Here is a 17,134-nt window from a genome sequence, read left to right as displayed (position 1 = left end):
CTTCAACACGGGCGGCCCGCCCGGCAGTTGGCAACAGGCTGCTTCCGTGCGGGAAACGGCTCGGAAATGCCCGCGCGGTTTCCTCGGGAGAAATCGAGATTCACATCAGGAAACCCACGGATGCCGGGAGCCTCCCATGGCGATGGACACCGCAGCCGCACCGCCCACGACCACCGACCCGGCACCGACGACCGGGCCCACTCCCGAATCCGACCTCGCCGCCCAAGTCCGCGCCGACGGCGTCGAGTTCGTCCTCGCGGTCTTCGTCGACCTCGCGGGCAAACCCTGCGCCAAGCTCGTCCCCGTCGAGGCGGTCGAGGAACTCCAGTCCGACGGCGTGGGATTCGCGGGCTACGCGGCCGGCGCCCTCGGCCAGCAGCCCAGCGACCCCGACGTGATCGCGATCCCCGACCCCGCGTCCTACACCCCGCTGCCCTTCGTACGCCCGGGACTTGCCCTCGTGCACTGCGACCCGCACGTCGAAGGCAAGCCGTGGCCTTACGCGCCCCGCGTCATCCTGCGCGCCGTACTGGCGCGAGCCGCCGAACTCGGACTCTCCCTCGCGGTCGGCGCGGAGATCGAGTACTTCCTCGTCAACCGCGACGAACACGGCACGCTCTCCGTCGCCGACGGCCGCGACACCGCCGCCCAACCCTGTTACGACGCACGCGGGTTGACCCGGATGTACGACCACCTCACCGCCGTCTCCAAGGCGATGAACTCCCTCGGCTGGGGCAACTACGCCAACGACCACGAGGACGGCAACGGCCAGTTCGAGCAGAACTTCGCCTACGCCGACGCCCTCACCACCGCCGACCGGGTCATCACCATGCGGTACCTGGTGTCGGTACTGGCCGAACAGCGGGGCATGACAGCCACGTTCATGCCGAAGCCGTTCACCGACCGCACCGGCTCCGGGATGCACATGCACCTGTCGCTGTGGCGGGGGAGCGAACCCGCTTTCCCCGACGCGTCCGACAGCCGGGGCCTGGGCCTGTCCCCGCTCGCCTACTCCTTCGTCGGCGGCATCCTCGACCACGCCCGCGCCCTCCAGGCCGTCATCGCGCCCACCGTCAACTCCTACAAGCGCACCGGCGCTACCTCGACCCGCTCGGGCGCGACGTGGTCACCCCGCAAGGCTGGTTACGGCGGCAACGACCGCACCCACTTCATCCGCGTCCCCGACGGCAACCGCGTCGAACTGCGCGGCGGCGACGGCTCCGCCAACCCCTACCTCGCGGCAGCCGCGGCCCTGGCCGCCGGACTCGACGGAATCGAGCGCACCATCGACCCCGGCGAACCGGGAGACACGGCGGCCACCGCGGCCCGCCCCGAACTGCCGCCAACTCTGCTGCACGCCGTAGAGGCACTGGCCGCCGATCCGGTGATCACCGGGGCCCTCGACGCGGCGGGCCCCGGCGTCAGCGAGTACTTCGGCGAGGTCAAACGGCAGGAGTTCTTCGACTGGCACGGCACCGTCGGCGCCTGGGAGTTGGACCGCTACCTCACCGCCTTCTGACCCACCTGATCCCCTTGTCCCACGTGATCCCCTTGTCCCACCTGCCCCCCTCGTTCCACCTGTCCCATCTCGTGTCGCATCTCGTCATGAGGAGAGCCGCATGTGCGGAATCGTCGGGCTCCATCTGCGTGAGCCCTCCCTCGAACCCCGGCTCGGCGAACTGCTCACCGCCATGCTGGGCCAAGTCGTGGAACGCGGCCCGGACTCGGCGGGCGTCGCGGTCTACGGCGACCCGCGCCTGTCACCGCCCGGGCGCGGTGTCGTCTCGCTGCTGGGAGTTACCCCGGAGGAGGCGTCAATCGCCTTGCCGGGTGCGGTGGTTGTCGCAGCCGACGCCACGACGGTGGTCCACGCGGAGTCGCCCGTCCCGGAGTTGCTGGCCACCATCGTGACCGCTCTGCCCCAGGCCACCGTCATCGGCTCGGGGGAGGGGTTCGCCGTGCTCAAGGGCACGGGAAATCCAGTCCAGTTGGCCGACTCGTTCGGGCTCTCCGGAGTGACCGGTTACCAGGGCGTCGGCCACACCCGCATGGCCACCGAGTCGGCCGTCACCCCCGAAGGCGCGCACCCCTTCTCCGTCGGCCCCGGTCAATGCCTCGTCCACAACGGGTCGTTCGCCAACCACGCCACCATCCGACGCGAACTCCAAGCCCAGGGCGTGCAGTTCGACAGCGAGAACGACTCCGAGGTCGGCGCCCGCTTCGTCGCTCACCATCTCGCCCAGGGCGTCGACCTGGAGAAGGCGCTGCGGCTGCTGTGCGAGCGCTTCGACGGTTTCTACACGCTGCTGGTCTCCACCACCGACTCCTTCGCGGTCGTCCGCGACGCCATCGCCTGCAAGCCCGCGCTGGTCGCCGAGACCGACGCCTGGGTGGCGATGGCCTCCGAGTACCGCGCCCTGGACGTCCTGCCGGGCATCGAGCACGCCCGGATCTTCGAACCCGAGCCGGAAGAGGTGTACGTATGGCAGCGCTGACCGGGGTGGAGACCGCCGACCTCGCGGTGTCCTCCGTCCGCGATCTCAACCAGGCGCTCCACGCACCCCGACCAGCGCCGTCCTGGCGGGTGTTGAACCCCCGAGGCGCCCACAGCGTCGCCTGCGGTCTCAAGGACGAGGTGACCGTCGACATCGAGGGCCACGTCGGCTACTACTGCGCCGGTATGAACCAGCACGCCACGGTCACCGTGCACGGCAACGCCGGTGTGGGCGTCGCCGAGAACATGATGTCCGGCACGGTCCGGATACGCGGGGACGCCTCCCAGTCGGCCGGGGCCACCGCACACGGCGGCCTGTTGGTGATCGAGGGCAACGCGGCCGCCCGGTGCGGGATCTCGATGAAGGGCGTGGACATCGTCGTCGGCGGGAACGTCGGTCACATGAGCGCGTTCATGGGGCAGGCGGGACGGCTGGTCGTCTGCGGCGACGCGGGTGACGCACTCGGCGACTCCCTCTACGAGGCCCGGATCTACGTCAAGGGCACGGCCAAGTCCCTCGGCGCGGACTGCGTGGAGAAGGAGATGCGGGACGAACACCTCGTGGAACTCGCCGAGTTGCTGAAGGCGGCGGAGTTCGACGAGGACCCCACCGACTTCCGCCGCTACGGCTCGGCCCGGCAGCTGTACCACTTCAAGGTCGACAACTCGACGGCGTACTGAGGGAGTTGTTTGCACCATGGACATGGATACGGATATGAGTTTCGCATCCCGCGGCCTGCGCGAGTCGGCCACCTTCGACCGTGCCACCATCCACGCCATCCAACGGGCCGCCGCGACCGGCGTCTACGACATCCGGGGCTGGGGCGCCAAACGACCCCTCCCGCACTTCGACGACCTGCTCTTCCTCGGCGCGAGCATGTCCCGTTACCCGCTGGAGGGTTACCGCGAGCGCTGCGACACCGACGTCGTCCTCGGCGCGCGCAACGCCAAGCACCCCCTTCACCTGGACATCCCGGTCACGATCGCGGGCATGAGCTTCGGTGCCCTCTCCGCCAACGCCAAGGAGGCGCTGGGGCGCGGGGCGAGTGCGGCCGGTACCTCCACCACCACCGGCGACGGCGGCATGACCCCGGAGGAGCGGGACCAGTCCAAGCACCTCGTCTACCAGTACCTGCCGTCCCGCTACGGCATGAACCCCGACGACCTCCGCAAGGCCGACGCCATCGAAGTGGTCCTCGGCCAGGGTGCCAAGCCCGGCGGCGGAGGCATGCTGCTCGGCCAGAAGATCACCGACCGGGTGGCCGGGATGCGCACCCTGCCGGTCGGCGTGGACCAGCGCAGCGCCTGCCGCCACCCCGACTGGACCGGTCCCGACGACCTCACCATCAAGATCGGCGAACTCCGCGAGATCACCGACTGGGAGAAGCCGATCTACGTCAAGGTCGGCGCCACACGCACCTACTACGACGTGAAGCTCGCCGTCCACGCGGGCGCCGACGTCGTGGTCGTCGACGGCATGCAGGGCGGTACCGCCGCCACCCAGGACGTGTTCATCGAGCACGTCGGCATCCCCACCCTCGCCGCGATTCCCCAGGCGGTACGGGCACTTCGGGAACTCGGCGTCCACCGCGAGGTCCAACTCGTCGTCTCCGGCGGCATCCGCACCGGCGCCGACGTCGCCAAGGCCATCGCGCTCGGCGCGGACGCGGTCGCCATCGGCACCGCCGCCCTCATCGCCCTCGGCGACAACCACCCCCGCCACGACGCCGAGTACCGCCGACTCGGCTCAGCCGCAGGCTACTTCGACGACTTCCAGGACGGCCGCGACCCGGCCGGCATCTCCACCCAGGACGAGGAACTCGCCGCCCGTCTCGACCCGGTCGAAGGCGGACGCCGACTCGCCAACTACCTCCGCGTCCTCACCATGGAGGCCCAGACCCTCGCCCGCGCCTGCGGCAAGGCCCACCTCCACCACCTGGAACCCGAGGACCTGGTCGCCCTCACCATCGAGTCCGCCGCCATGGCACGCGTCCCCCTCGCCGGCACCGACTGGATCCCCGGCACCTCCGGAGCCGCCCTGTGATCGCCGTCGTAGGAGCAGGCCTGATGGGCGCGGCCACGGCCTGGCAACTCGCCCGGCAGGGCCACGAGGTCACCCTCGTCGAGGCGTACGAGATCGGCCACAAGTCCGGCAGCTCCCATGGCAGTTCACGCATCTACCGCCGCGCCTACGCCGACCCCCTCTACGTCCGACTGACCGGCGAGGCCCGCGAACTCTGGCAGGAACTGGAGCACGACACCGGGACCCAACTCCTGCGTCTCACCGGGGGTTTGGACTTCGGCGCGGACCGCGACCCCGAGGGCATCGCGGACATCCTCGCGGCAGCCGCCGTACCGCACGAACTGCTCACCGCGGCCCAAGCGGCGGACCGCTGGCCGCAATTCCGCTTCGACGGTCCCGTGCTGCATCACCCGGACGCGGGCACGGTCGACGCCGACGCGACGGTGGCCGCCGCGGTACGGCGGGCCGCCGAACTGGGCGCCCGCGTCCTCACCGGCACCCGTGTCACCGGCGCGGAGATCCGCGACGACGGCCGCGTGGATCTACGCACACAGGACCACACTCTCGTAGCCGACACGGTCGTGGTCGCGTCCGGCGCCTGGCTGCCTCAACTCGCCGTCCCCCTAGGCATTCCCGGGTCTCTGCCGCCCCTCCGGGTGACCCAGCAGCAGGTCTTCCACTTCCGGCGCCGCGACCCGGAGACGACCGCCTGGCCCGTCTTCGTCCACAAGGACGAACTGAACCTCTACGGCCTCCCGTCCGGCAGCGACGGCGGACCGCTCCCGGCGTTCAAGGTCGCCCAGCACGACGAGGGCACGCCCACAACTGCGGACACCCGCACCGGCGTTGTCGATCCGGCCTCGCGCGACAAGGTGACCGCATGGGTGGAACGCACGCTCCCCGGCCTCGACCCCTCACCCGTCGCCGAGGCGAGCTGCCTCTACACCACCACCCCCGACGAGGACTTCGTGCTCGACCGCACGGGCCCCTTCGTCGTCGTCTCCCCGTGCTCGGGCCACGGTGCCAAGTTCACCCCGCTCATCGGCGCAATGGCCGCCGACCTCGCCCTGGGCCGCGCCGAGCCGCATCCACGCTTCGCGCTCGGCAAGTCCCGGCGGACCACGGCCCCTCAGGCAGAATGACCGCCATGGGCACCGACCACCACGACCAGGCACCCGCGCTGCCCGACCGGGAGATCACCCCCGAACAGGCCGACGGGGCAGTGGACTTGGAGACCGCGATCGCCCGCCAGGTGCGTCGCTACCGGATCGCGGCCGGTCTGTCGGTGGCGGAGATGGCGGCCCGGGTCGGCATCTCGAAAGCGATGCTCTCCAAGATCGAGAACGCGCACACCTCGTGCAGCCTCACCACGCTCGGCCGTCTCGCCACCGGCCTCAACGTCCCCGTCACGGCCCTCTTCCGAGGCGTCGACACCGAACGTGAGGCCGTCTACGTACCCGCCGGCCACGGCGCCCAGATCATCCGCCGCGGCAGCCGGGTCGGCCACCTCTACGAACTCCTCGGCGCCCTGCGCGGCCCCCACAAACGCATGGAAGCCGTCCTGGTCACCCTCACCGAGTCCAGCGAGGTCTTCCCCCTCTTCCAACACCCCGGCACCGAGCTGCTGTTCATGCTCGAAGGCGTCATGGTCTACGGCCACGGAGAGGCGGCCTACACGATGCGCCCCGGCGACGCCCTCCAACTCGACGGCGAGGGCGCGCACGGACCCCAGGAACTGGTCGAACTCCCCGTCCGCTTCCTGTCCGTCACCGCCTACGGCGACCACGGAGGGGACTGACCGCTCTGGTGACGGGCCGGTCCGCTCGCTAGGCTGCGCGACAGAAACGGGATCGTCAACGCGCCGGTGGCTGGGTAGCGCGTCTCTCCGACGTGCTCATTGGAGACGCCGATGGCGTACCGATCCCTGCTGCGCGTGCCCGGCGCGGCCTTCTTCCCGCTGGGCTTTCTCGCCCGCCTTCCCTACGCGACCTCGTCGCTCGCGACGCTCGTCCTCGTCCAGGCCGCCTCCGGCAGTTACGCCTTCGCCGGACTCGCCGCCGCGGCACAGGGCATCGCCAACGCGCTCGGTGGCCCGATCGCCGGAACCCTGGCCGACCGGCACGGTCACCGCCTCGTCGGGACGGTCACCGCACTCGCCAACGCCGCCGCCCTGACCGCCCTCGTCGCGGCGAGCCACACCGGCCGCGCGAGCATGCTGACGGCCGCCGCCCTGTCCGGACTCACCCAACCCCCGGTCGGCCCCCTGATCCGGGTCCACTGGTCCCGCCTGCTGCACGCCCGCGCCCGGCCCGACCTCATCCCGACCGCCTTCTCGTACGAGGCGACCGCCGACGAGATCAGTTTCGTCGCAGGACCCGCACTCGTCGGACTGCTCACCGCCCTCGGCCCGACCGCGCCGACCCTGGCCGCCATCGCCCTGCTCCTCCTGGCCACCCTGCCCTTCGCCCTGTCCCTGACCCAGGGGAGCAGCGAGCACCGGCAGAGCACACGCGCCGCGCGAACTCCCCTGCCCCGCCTGCCACTTGCCGCGATGTTCCTCGCCATGGCCGCGATGGGCACGATCTTCGGCGCCGTACAGACCGGCGTCACCGCGTATGCGGATGACAGCGGGCACCCGGGCGGCGCGGGTCTCCTCTACGCCGTATTCGGCATCGGCAGCGCCCTGGCAGGCGCCGCCTGCGCCTGGCTCCCCGCGGGCTTCAGCCTCCGCCGGCGGTACGTGACCTTCGCCGCGACGCTGCTGCTGGGCGCGCTCACCCTGGTCGCCGGGGAGCGGGGACACGCGCTTCCCGCCGCGATGGCCGTCGCGGGGGTGACCGTCGCCCGTACCTGATCAGCCTCTACGCCCTCACCGAACGACTCGCCCCCGCCGACCGGGCGACCGTCGCCCTGACCATCCTGTGTGCGGGTGGTCCGCTCGGCACCGCGACCGGGCAGGCGCTGGCCGGGTTCCTGGCCGACGGCCACGGCAGCGCGGGCGCGTTCCTGGTGGCGCCGGTCGCGGCGGCAGCGGCGTTGCTGCTGGCGGTCGCCGTGGTCCTCGGCCACGCCACCCGTACCCGGAGCCGAACGCTCGGGCCGGTCCCGGAGATGAACGAGAGGGGACCATCCGCGTGATCGGCCCGGTATCCGTTGCCGTCGCGCGCAAGACACCGGAGTCTTGGGGAAGGTGCCGGGCCACGAGGAGGACACACGATGGGGACGAGCGGTGACACGTCGGATGCCGAGCGGCGACGGCTGGCCGAGGCCGACGACTCCGGGGTGCCCTGGCGCCGTTGGGGCCCCTATCTGAGCGAGCGCCAGTGGGGGACCGTACGGGAGGACTACAGCCACAGCGGCGACGCCTGGTCCTACTTCACCCACGACCAGGCCCGCTCCCGCGCCTACCGCTGGGGCGAGGACGGCATCGCGGGTGTCAGCGACGACAAGCAGCGGCTGTGCTTCGCGCTCGCGCTGTGGAACGGCCGCGACCCGATCCTCAAGGAGCGGATGTTCGGACTCACCAACTCCGAGGGAAACCACGGCGAGGACGTCAAGGAGTACTACTTCTACCTCGACAGCACGCCCACGCACTCGTACATGAAGTACCTCTACAAATACCCGCAGTCGGAGTTCCCGTACGAGGACCTCAAGGCCACCAACCAGGCCCGGGGCCGCGGTGACTTCGAGTACGAACTCCTCGACACCGGCATCTTCGACGAGGACCGCTACTTCGACGTGTTCGTCGAGTACGCGAAGGCGGGCCCCGAGGACCTGCTGATCGAGATCACCGCGCACAACCGCGGCCCCGACGAGGCACCCCTGCATCTGTTGCCGACCCTGTGGTTCCGGCACACCTGGTCCTGGGCCGGCGGCACCGCCGTCCCCTCCATCCAGCAGGAGGCCGGTGGCCAACTCCGGGCTGACCACGACGAGTTGGGCCCGCGCCGGCTGTACTGCGACGCGGGCGCCGAGACTCTGTTCACCGAGAACGACACCAACAACGAGAAGATCTTCGGCAGTTCGAACTCCTCCCCGTACGTCAAGGACGGCATCGACCGCTACGTCGTCGGAGGTGAGACGGGAGCCGTCAACCCCGACCGGACCGGCACCAAGGCAGCCGTCCACCACGTGCTCACCATCCCGGCCGGCGAGAGCGCCACCGTCCGCCTGCGCCTCACCGCCGCCGAACTGCCCGACTGGACCGGCGACTTCGACACGGTCATGACCCAACGCCGCGCCGAGGCCGACGAGTTCTACGACGGCATCACCACCCCCGACACCTCGGCCGACGAACGACGCCTGGTCCGGCAGGCGTTGGCCGGAATGCTGTGGAGCAAGCAGTACTACTACCTCGACGTCGAACGCTGGCTCTCCGAGCACGGCGTCGACCCGCTCGCCTCCGACCCCCGGGTGCGGAACAGCAACTGGTACCACATGGTCAACGACGAGATCATGTCGATGCCGGACACCTGGGAGTACCCGTGGTTCGCGGCCTGGGACCTCGCCTTCCACACCGTCGCCCTGTCGATGGTCGATCTCACTTTCGCCAAGGGCCAGTTGGACCTGCTGCTGCGCCGCCTCTACCTCCACCCCAACGGCCAGATCCCGGCGTACGAATGGAACTTCGGGGACGTCAACCCGCCCGTGCACGCCTGGGCCACCCTGTTCCTCTACGAGCTGGAGAAACACCGCACCGGCAAGGGCGACCGCGCCTTCCTGGAGAACGCCTTCCAGAAGCTGATGAAGAACTTCAGCTGGTGGCTCAACCGCAAGGACACCGACGGCAACAACGTCTTCCAGGGCGGCTTCCTCGGCCTCGACAACATCGGCGTCTTCGACCGCAGCGCCCCGCTCCCCACCGGCGGCCACCTCGACCAGGCCGACGGCACCGCGTGGATGGCGCTGTACTGCCAGAACCTCCTGGAGATCGCCATAGAGCTGGCCGTCGACAACCCCGTCTACATCGAGCAGGCGCAGTCCCTGTTCGAGCACTTCGCGTGGATCGCCGTCGCCATGAACCGCATCGGCGCCGACAACGCGAGCCTGTGGGACGAGGAGGACGGCTTCTTCTACGACGTGCTGCGGCTGCCCGACGGCACGGCGACCCGGCTCAAGGTGCGCTCGCTCGTCGGCCTGATCCCCCTCGCGGCCACCAGCCTGGTCGGCGGCTGGGCGGACCAGCGCTTCCCCGAACTGGTCGCCGGGGCAAGGGAGTTCCTCGAACGCCATCCGGCCGTGGAGGCCACCATCTCCTCGCACGAGGCACTGGGCCCGAACGCAGACGGCCGCTATCTGTTCGCCCTGTTCGGCGAGGACCGGCTGCGGCGCATCCTGTCCCGGATGCTGGACGAGGGCGAGTTTCTCGGCCCGCACGGCATCCGCTCCCTGTCCCGCTTCCACGCCGAGCACCCGTACACCTTCGAGGTGCACGGCGAGTCGTACGGCGTCGGCTATCTGCCCGCCGAGTCGGACTCCGGGATGTTCGGCGGCAACTCCAACTGGCGCGGCCCCGTGTGGTTCCCGGTCAATCTGCTGCTGATCCGCGCGCTGCTCAACCTGCACGCCTTCCACGGCGCCGAGTTCACCGTCGAGTGCCCCACCGGATCGGGCCGACAGCTCACCCTCTACGAGGTCGCCCGCGAGATCTCCGACCGGCTCACCGCCACCTTCCTCAGCGACGCCGACGGACACCGGCCAGTGCACGGCGCCCAGGCCAAGTTCGCCAAGGACCCGCACTGGAAGGACCTGATCCTCTTCTACGAGTACTTCCACGGCGACAACGGCGCCGGTCTCGGCGCCTCCCACCAGACCGGCTGGACCGGCCTGTCCGCGGTCACCGCCACTCTCTTCCACACCCTGGGCGACCAGGAGTGGTCGACCCGGGGCCGCGAGAGCCTCCGCCCGACCGGCGACCGAGAGGAGCCCCTGTCATGACCGCCTGGCCCGAGCACCCGGTGATCTACGAGATCAACACCCTGATCTGGCTGGGGGAGTTGAGCACCCGCTACGGCCGCACCGTCACCCTCGGCGAGGTGCCCGCGCCCGCCTGGGACGAGGTCGCGCTCCCCGGCGTCGACGCCGTCTGGCTGATGGGCGTGTGGGAACGCAGCCCGGCCGGACTGGAGATCGCGCTGCGCGACGCCTCGCTCCAGGCGTCGTTCCGGGCCGCACTGCCCGACCTGCGCCCGGAGGACGTGGCCGGATCGCCGTACTGCGTCCGCAACTACGTCGTCGACGCTTCCCTCGGCGGCCCGGAGGGGCTGGCGGAGGCCCGCGCCCAACTAGCCGCGCGTGGCGTCCGGTTGATCCTCGACTACGTCCCCAACCACGTGGCCCCCGACCACCCCTGGCTGACCGAACGCCCCGGCTGCCTCGTCCAGGGCACCCAGGACGACCTGGCCCGGGACCCCGCAGCCTTCCTCGAAGCCGGTGGCAAGGTGTTCGCCCGGGGCCGCGACCCGTACTTCGCGCCGTGGCCGGACGTCGTCCAACTCAACGCCTTCAGCGACGAGTTGCGCACGGCGGCCGTCGACACCCTCGCCTCGATCGCCGACCAGGCCGACGGCGTCCGCTGCGACATGGCCATGCTGCTGATGACCGACGTCTTCGCGAAGACCTGGGGCGAACGGGCCGGTACGGCACCGGCCGAGGACTTCTGGCCGCACACGATCCCCCAGGTCCGCGAGCGCCACCCCGACTTCCTCTTCGTCGCCGAGGCGTACTGGGACCTCGAATGGGCCCTGCAGCAACAGGGGTTCGACCACTGCTACGACAAACGGCTCTACGACCGGCTGCTGCACGAGGGTGCGGAATCGGTGCGCGGTCATCTGCGGGCCGACGTCGGCTACCAGCGCGGGCTGGTCCGCTTCCTGGAGAACCACGACGAACCCCGGGCGGCTGCCACCCTGTCGCCCGAGCGGGAACGGGCGGCGGCGGTCACCATCGCCACCCTGCCGGGCGCGACGCTCTGGCACGAGGGGCAGTTCGAGGGCGGCGGGTGCGCCCGCCGGTCTTCCTCTCCCGCCGGCCGGAGGAGCCCGTCGACAAGGAACTCCTCGCGTTCCACCACCAGTTGCTCGCCGCTGTCGCCTCCTCCGGTATGCGCACGGGAGGGGAGTGGCAGCTGCTCGACTGCACGGGCTGGCCGGACAACCCCACCCACGAGAACCTGATCTCCTGGTCCTGGACGACGGATTCCGGCCGCCACCTCGTCGTCGTCAACCTCTCCGAACAGCCCGCCCAGGGCCGGGTCCGCCTCCCGTGGACCGACCTGCGCGCCGGTCCCCGCCAACTCGCCGAACTGCTCGGCGACGTGACCTACGACCGGGACGGCGACGAACTGGTCGACCCCGGTCTCTACGTCGAGTTGGAGGGCCTGCGCTGGCATCTACTCGCGGTGATGCCCTGATCTTGACCTGTGACCAACTGGTGAAGGATTGACGGGAGTTGTGAAAGGTGACAAGAATTCAGCTTGCTTCGCTGTGTCTCAGCTGAGCGAAGCATCTGCGAGCGGTCCGGTCGCGCACGCCCTCGATCGTTTCCTTTCGTGCGCCCGCCGCTCGTTCTGCCACCTCCCACACCTTTCACCCATCGTCGAGGCTCACTTTGTCACGTTCGCAACACCTCAGATCACTGTCCGCCCTCGCTGCCACCGCGTTCGTCGCGGCCGCCGCGCCCGTGCTCGCGGCCGGCCCGGCGAGCGCCACCGACGCCGGTTCGTGCCAGTCCGCCACCGTGCAGTACCGGATCGTCGGCGCCGATGGAAACGTTGTCGGCGCGGACTGGACCTCGCAGGGCGGATTCCACCAGTGGGACGCCGTCCCCGGCACCGTCGAGGTCCGGCTGGCTCCCGACCAGAGCGTCGGGGACAGCTGCAAGTACCCCGTCTCCCTCGCCGAGTACACCACCGAGGGTTCCACCTGGTACACCTCGGGGCACCAGGCCATGGTCGACAAGGCCACGGTCTACCTCACCGCCAAGGACGTCGCCGGCGCGAGCGACGCCCAGCAGACCTGGCAGCAGCTGAAGGTCAAGTCGCCTGACTGCTACGGCCAGATCGACCTGTACGGCGACGACGTCACCTACGACGGCGGTACGGGCGAGGGCCACGGCCCCCTGCCGTACGAGCCCGACAACATCATGACGCCGTACCACCTCATCGCGGCCTGGAACGGCGGCGACAAGGAGTGCACCCCGGGCACCCCGAACTCGCCCACCCCGACGCCGACGCAGCCGGCCTCGGCGCCGCCCGCGACCCCGGCCGACAGCACGCCTCCCGCCGAGGAGTCGACCCCGCCGGCCAGCCCCAAGCCGTCGACGACGCCTCCCACCTCCGCGCACGTCCCGCCGCTGAAGTCGTCGCCCTCGCCCAGCCCGAAGGCGACGCCGAACGGTGGCAACCAGCCGCTGGCGGAGACCGGTTCGAACGCGCCGGTCGGCCTCATAGCGGGCGGCGCCGCCCTGGTGATCGCCCTGGGCGCCGGCGGGGTCTACGCGGCCGGCCGTGCCCGCCGCTCCTCCTGACACAGCCACACCCGGCGTGAACTGACCGCCCCGTCCCGTGCGTTGTCACGGGGCGGGGCTCACGGCCGTGGCCAGGGACGCCCGCCGATCCGTTCGATGTCGGTGTTGAAGCGTCGTAGAAAGGCCGCGAAGGCGTCGATGTCCTCGTCCGACCAGTCGTCCATGATCTGGTCCAGGGACTGGACGAGACCCTCGCGTTCCTCGTCGAGCATCCGTGCGCCCAGGTCCGTGATGCGGAACTTGCGGGCCATGCCGCCCTGCGGATCGGGGATGCGCTCCACGAGACCGGACCGCATGGCGGCCGCCGTCTGCCGGTTGAGGGTGGACGTATCGAGACCGAAAGCGTCGCTCAACTCGCCGATGGACATGGGTCCTTGGACGCGGATCCGGCTCAACAGGATGTAGGCGCTGCGCTCCAGCACGCCGTCCTTGCGGCGCCCGCCCTTCTGCGCGAGCAGCCCGTGCCGGCTGAGGAGCATCTGCTCGTACTCGACCTCGCGCGTGCGCCTGTCCATCGGTCCGCTGCCTCCTGCTTCCTGCCGATGCCGCCGCCGTGTCCTGCGCTCCGGGGCGGCCCGGCCCATCCTCGCACGACGTTATGCATCATCCCCATCACATGGCTGATACATACGATGTGTACGATGCACATTCCTTCCCATCCCGACTGAACAGACATGCCGAGGAGTCCCGTCATGGACGCCCCCCAGCCCTCAGCCCGCGCAGGCGGCGTGATCGCCACGCTCGCCTTCGCCGGCACCACCGCGGCGATCATGCAGACGCTGGTCACCCCGCTCATCGCCGACCTGCCGGAGATGCTGCACACCTCGTCCTCGAACGCCGCGTGGGTGATCACCGCAACCCTTCTGGTGGCCGCGGTCTGTGTACCGGTCGTCGGCCGCCTCGGCGACCTGCTGGGCAAGCGCCGCATGCTGCTCGCCTGCTCCGTCCCGCTGATGGTGGGCTCGGTGGTCTGCGCGCTCTCCTCCTCCGTCGTCCCGATGATCGTCGGCCGCGGTCTGCAGGGCATGGGCATGGGCATGGTCCCGCTCGGCATCGCCCTCCTGCGGGACGTCGTACCGCAGGAGCGACTGAGCCCCTCCATCGCTCTCGTCAGCGCCTCCATGGGCATCGGCGGCGGCCTGGGCCTGCCGATCGCCGCGGCTGTCGCGCAGTACGCCAACTGGCGTGCCCTGTTCTGGGGTTCGGCCGCGCTGGCCGCGGTTGTCGCCGCGCTGATCTGGTTCCTGATCCCGGACGTACCGGCCGCCGCCAAGGGCCAGCGCTTCGACGCCCCCGGCGCCCTCGGCCTCGCCGTCGGCCTCGTCTGCCTGCTCCTCGGCATCTCCAAGGGCGCCGACTGGGGCTGGGGTTCGGCCACCGTGCTTGGCCTGTTCACCGTCGCGATCGTGGCCTTCCTGGCCTGGGGCGTCTGGGAGCTGCGGACCAGCGACCCGCTGATCGACCTCCGTACGACGGCCCGCCCCCGGGTCCTGATCACCAACATCGCCTCGGTCTTCGTCGGCGTCGGCATGTACTCGAGCATGCTGGTCGTCCCGCAGCTGCTCCAGTTCCCCGAGGCCACCGGCTACGGCCTGGGCCAGTCGATGCTCGCGTCCGGCCTCTGGATGGCGCCCGGCGGCATCATGATGATGATCGTCTCCCCGCTCGGCGGAAAGCTCACCAACGCCCGCGGCCCCAAGTTCACCCTGATCAGCGGCGTCCTGGTCATCACGGCCGGCTACGCCCTCTCGATGGGCCTGATGAGCTCCGCCTGGGGCCTCATGGTCGTCTGCATCGTCATCAACAGCGGCGTCGGCCTCGCCTACGGCGCGATGCCCGCCCTCATCATGAGCTCGGTCCCGCTCTCCGAGACCGCGGCGGCCAACGGCTTCAACACCCTGATGCGCTCCCTCGGCACCTCGATCGGCGCCGCGGTGATCGGCGTGGTCCTCGCCCAGATGACCACCACGGCAGGCGGCTACACCTTCACCTCGGAGGACGGCTTCCGCACGGGCCTCATCATCGGCGGCGGCGTCGCCCTGCTGGCGGCCCTGGTCGCGGCGGCGATCCCGGCGGTACGCGCGGCCGCGCCGACCGAGGAGAAGGCCGAAGCGGTCAGCGAGCTGGAGGACGCCGGGGTCGAGTCCTGACCCCGGTGGGCTGAACGTACGGGGGTCTGCTGCCCGGCGCTGGAGGACCGAGGGATCGGTCTTCTACGCCGGGCAGCGTGCTGTTCGGCGCCAACTCCCCGGTGGGCAAGGACCCTTGCGGCGAGATGGTCGGACGGGGATGCCGGATTGGGGCCAACTACGGTCCGCGTACGGCCGTAGACCGGTCTGCGGCCGTGAACTCACGCCATAGGAAGGTCAGTTACGCGGCCCGAGGCCCTGCAGTGCGTCGTTTAGTTGGGTCGCAGTGAGGGCGGGGGAGGGGAGCGGGGTCGTAGCGGGGGCGGCGTGCAGGCCGTCGAGGAGGAGGGTGAGCGGGCGGCGCCAGGCGTCGGGGCCGGCGGCCGCCGTGAGGGACGGGACGGTGCGGCCCAGGGCGGCGAGGGTGAACAGGACGTCCTCGGGGGTGACGTCCGCACGGATGGTGCCCTGGTCGCGGCCGCGGCTGAGCAACAGTTCCACGGTGTGACGGTTGTGGGCGTGCACGGCCTGGAGGGATTCGACGCCGTCGAGGTGGGTGGTCATCAGGTCGTTGGTGCCGCGGTCGGCGGCCAGACCTGCGAAGACGGTCTCCAGATAACCGGTCAGCCCGGCCCACGCGTCCTCGGCGCCGCGCGCCTGCTCGCCCACGGCCATCGTGTCGGTGAGCAGATCGCGGAACACCGCGTCCACCAGCGCGGCACGGGTGGGGAAGTGCCGGTACAGCGTGGCGTTGCCGATGCCCGCGCGGCGGGCGATCACGTCGATCGGCGCGTGCAGCCCCTGCTCGGTGAAGACGGCATGGGCGGCCTCGATCAGCAGCTCCCGGTTGCGCCGCGCATCGCGGCGTCGAGTGGGTGCCGTCGCGTCGTTCGGGCCCGTCATCATCGTCCTCCGAGCTGGTGGGGAGTGCTCCCCGGTACTGATGCTATCGTCGATCCATCAAGTGGGGAGTAGTCCCCACTTCGACGACGAGGGGGTGGCGTCATGCGTGGCACGGCACTGGTCCTGGGCGGTGGTGGGCCCGTCGGCGGGGCGTGGATGACGGGCGTGCTCGCGGGGTTGGCGGAAGCCGGTGTCGACCTCGACCGAGCCGACGTGATCATCGGCACCTCCGCGGGCGCGATCTTCGGCGCCCGGCTCGCGGCCGGCGAGACACCGGGGGAGTCGTACGAACGTCAGGTGACCCGCGCCGACAAGGTGGAGTTGCGGGTCACCACGGCCCAGACGATCCGCTTCCTGTGGGCGGCACTGGGATCCAGAGATCCGCAGCGCTCCGTACGACGGCTCGGCCGTGCCGCCCTAGCCGCGCGCACAGGGCCCGAGTCCGAACTCCTCGACGCGGTCCGCACGTTGCTGCGCGGTGCGCAGGACTGGCCCAACCGCTCCCTGCGCATCGCAGCCGTCGACGCCGCGACCGGATCCCTGGAGACGTTCGACGCCGACTCGAAAGTCCCCCTCGTCGAAGCGGTCGCCGCGAGCTGCGCCGTCCCCCTCGTCTCGCCGCCCGTCACGGCCGCGGGCCGCCGCTGGATCGACGGCGGCAGCCGCACGACCGCCAACCTCCACCTGGCCGCCGGCCATCCCCACATCCTGGCCGTCGCACCGATCCCGAAGGCGGTCGGCCCGCACCTCAGTGCCCACCAGCAGGCGGCCCAACTCACCGCCCAGGGAGCCGAGGTGACCCTCCTGACCCCGGATCACGAGGCCCGGCGCGCGATGGGCCGCGACCTGACCGCCGACGCCCGCCGCCCGGCGGCCGCCCGGGCCGGCTATGCCCAGGCGACGGCTCTGGCACCCGTGGTGCATGCCGTGTGGCTGTCCGATCCCGAGCGCCCCTGACCTCGAAAGGAGCGGCGGGCCCTCGATGCCCGTCAGCCAGCCCCCCGAGCCGGACGCGCCCAGGCGGCGACCGTGGCACGCGGTGCACGTCGTATGGCGCGA

Annotated in this window: 13 protein-coding genes and 1 pseudogene; 12 read left to right on the top strand and 2 right to left on the bottom strand. The window is 70.7% G+C overall.

The window, feature by feature from the left end; genetic code table 11:
• Positions 1 to 136 precede the first annotated feature (136 nt).
• The 10 genes and pseudogenes from glnT (at position 137) to R2B38_RS47845 (ending at position 13,043) form a co-directional block, all read left to right on the top strand.
• Entirely contained in the window at positions 137 to 1,519 is a 1,383-nt protein-coding gene (gene glnT, locus R2B38_RS47890; RefSeq protein ID WP_318022488.1) for a type III glutamate--ammonia ligase, read from the top strand.
• A gap of 100 nt (positions 1,520 to 1,619) precedes the next feature.
• Positions 1,620 to 2,495, top strand: a complete 876-nt coding sequence (locus tag R2B38_RS47885; protein WP_318022487.1) for a glutamine amidotransferase — start codon at positions 1,620 to 1,622, stop codon at positions 2,493 to 2,495.
• Positions 2,483 to 3,175, top strand: coding sequence for a glutamate synthase (locus R2B38_RS47880; protein WP_318022486.1), 693 nt, complete (start codon positions 2,483 to 2,485; stop codon positions 3,173 to 3,175). Before R2B38_RS47885 ends, R2B38_RS47880 begins: the two co-directional genes overlap by 13 nt.
• A gap of 34 nt (positions 3,176 to 3,209) precedes the next feature.
• Entirely contained in the window at positions 3,210 to 4,538 is a 1,329-nt protein-coding gene (locus tag R2B38_RS47875) for an FMN-binding glutamate synthase family protein (RefSeq protein ID WP_318022485.1), read from the top strand.
• Positions 4,535 to 5,659, top strand: a complete 1,125-nt coding sequence (gene solA, locus R2B38_RS47870; RefSeq protein ID WP_318022484.1) for an N-methyl-L-tryptophan oxidase — start codon at positions 4,535 to 4,537, stop codon at positions 5,657 to 5,659. Before R2B38_RS47875 ends, solA begins: the two co-directional genes overlap by 4 nt.
• 5 nt (positions 5,660 to 5,664) lie before the next feature.
• Positions 5,665 to 6,315 (top strand): helix-turn-helix domain-containing protein, encoded by a 651-nt coding sequence (locus tag R2B38_RS47865; protein ID WP_318022483.1) that lies wholly within the window; start codon positions 5,665 to 5,667, stop codon positions 6,313 to 6,315.
• A gap of 111 nt (positions 6,316 to 6,426) precedes the next feature.
• A complete protein-coding gene (locus tag R2B38_RS47860; protein ID WP_318022482.1) occupies positions 6,427 to 7,371 on the top strand; it encodes an MFS transporter in 945 nt (314 codons plus the stop codon).
• Between the two features lie 362 nt (positions 7,372 to 7,733).
• On the top strand, positions 7,734 to 10,454 hold the full coding sequence (locus R2B38_RS47855) for an MGH1-like glycoside hydrolase domain-containing protein (RefSeq protein ID WP_318022481.1): 2,721 nt from the start codon (positions 7,734 to 7,736) through the stop codon (positions 10,452 to 10,454).
• Positions 10,451 to 11,928 (top strand): annotated as a pseudogene (locus R2B38_RS47850) (alpha-amylase). The gene R2B38_RS47855 and the pseudogene R2B38_RS47850 overlap by 4 nt, the downstream one beginning before the upstream one ends.
• 197 nt (positions 11,929 to 12,125) lie before the next feature.
• On the top strand, positions 12,126 to 13,043 hold the full coding sequence (locus tag R2B38_RS47845; RefSeq protein WP_318022480.1) for a hypothetical protein: 918 nt from the start codon (positions 12,126 to 12,128) through the stop codon (positions 13,041 to 13,043).
• 59 nt (positions 13,044 to 13,102) lie between these two features.
• On the opposite strand, the gene R2B38_RS47840 is transcribed toward R2B38_RS47845, so the two are convergent.
• Positions 13,103 to 13,558 (bottom strand): MarR family winged helix-turn-helix transcriptional regulator, encoded by a 456-nt coding sequence (locus R2B38_RS47840; protein WP_033280909.1) that lies wholly within the window; start codon positions 13,556 to 13,558, stop codon positions 13,103 to 13,105.
• A 177-nt stretch (positions 13,559 to 13,735) separates the two neighbouring features.
• On the opposite strand from R2B38_RS47840, the gene R2B38_RS47835 reads away from it, so the two are divergent.
• A complete protein-coding gene (locus R2B38_RS47835) occupies positions 13,736 to 15,193 on the top strand; it encodes an MFS transporter (protein ID WP_318022479.1) in 1,458 nt (485 codons plus the stop codon).
• Between the two features lie 216 nt (positions 15,194 to 15,409).
• Here R2B38_RS47835 and R2B38_RS47830 read toward each other — a convergent pair whose 3' ends face one another.
• The gene (locus R2B38_RS47830; RefSeq protein ID WP_411978629.1) at positions 15,410 to 16,078 is read right to left on the bottom strand and encodes a TetR/AcrR family transcriptional regulator; all 669 of its coding nucleotides are present in this window, start codon (positions 16,076 to 16,078) and stop codon (positions 15,410 to 15,412) included.
• A 99-nt stretch (positions 16,079 to 16,177) separates the two neighbouring features.
• Between R2B38_RS47830 and R2B38_RS47825 the strand changes: the two genes are divergently transcribed.
• Positions 16,178 to 17,032: a patatin-like phospholipase family protein gene (locus tag R2B38_RS47825; RefSeq protein WP_318022477.1), complete on the top strand. Its 855-nt coding sequence runs from the start codon at positions 16,178 to 16,180 to the stop codon at positions 17,030 to 17,032.
• Positions 17,033 to 17,134 lie beyond the last annotated feature (102 nt).

It is taken from the genome of Streptomyces sp. N50, assembly GCF_033335955.1.
In the GTDB taxonomy this organism is placed as follows: domain Bacteria; phylum Actinomycetota; class Actinomycetes; order Streptomycetales; family Streptomycetaceae; genus Streptomyces.
The sequence above is the reverse complement of the archived record's forward strand: the minus strand, read 5'-3'. Positions and strand labels throughout refer to the sequence as shown.